The organism is Spirosoma arboris (assembly GCF_009754945.1).
GTDB classification, from domain to species: Bacteria; Bacteroidota; Bacteroidia; order Cytophagales; family Spirosomataceae; genus Spirosoma; species Spirosoma arboris.
In genome coordinates, this window is record NZ_WPIN01000064.1 from 1 (window position 1) to 979 (window position 979).

The 979-nt window shown below is 50.3% G+C and carries 1 pseudogene; it reads left to right on the plus strand.

Features of this window, described 5'->3' with window-relative positions:
- Positions 1 to 979 (plus strand): annotated as a pseudogene (locus GO755_RS41210) (gliding motility-associated C-terminal domain-containing protein); the annotation flags it as partial.

The window sequence follows — 979 nt, forward strand, 5'->3', positions numbered from 1 at the left end:
TTATAAGATTACCTTCACAGCTTACTACGATGAAACACCTGGTGGTGGTCAGCAGGCAGCCAATCAGGCAGAACCTTACACCATTTGCTTCGGTGATGGCTCTTCGTTAGAGGTTAAGCGGAATACTCGTATATACATCAATGGTCGCACGTCCTCTGTCGATACGTATACGGCAGTCCATACTTATCCCGGTCCAGGAGCATACACAATTGGCATAACTGTTCCAAACCGAAACCTCAACACTAAAAATCTACCCGCGCCATCCGATAATATTCGTTTCTTCGTTTCTACGACAATTCTGATCAATGCGGCCCTGTTGACCAACTCTACCCCCGTCATGCTTAACCCACCCCTGGACTCGGGGCGGGTGGGGCAGAAATTCTGTCACAACCCAGCTGCCTTCGATGCTGATGGGGATAGCCTTGCCTACCGACTTAGTGTACCAAAAACTGCCTCAACAGATAATGGCTGTACGGGACCAGCCATTCCCGGTTATCAGGACCCGACGCGTTTTAGTACGTCCAGTGAATCGGGGGGTCCCCCCACCTTTACCATCAATCCCATCACAGGTGAACTCTGCTGGGATGCTCCTGGACAGGTCGGTCAATATAATTTTGCGTTCATTATTGAAGAATGGCGAAACGGAGTACTCATTGGCGAGATTACCCGTGATATGCAGATTTTTGTCGTTGATAGTCCTAATAAACGCCCTATTATCCAGCCCATTCCTGACCTCTGCGCCGAAGCGGGAACACTCATCACCCAACCTGTTACGGCTACTGATCCCGATGGACAGCGTGTCATCATTTCTGGTTTTGGGGGCGTTTTCAATATTGGTCCTGATGGCCTGGCCCTTGCTCCTGGCGAACTAATCTCACCTGCTTATGCTCAGCTCATTAATGGAGGCATCCCGCAAAGCCAGCCAGCTACAACTACCTTTAGTTGGCAGACTAGCTGTAGCCAAATCCGGGATGCACCC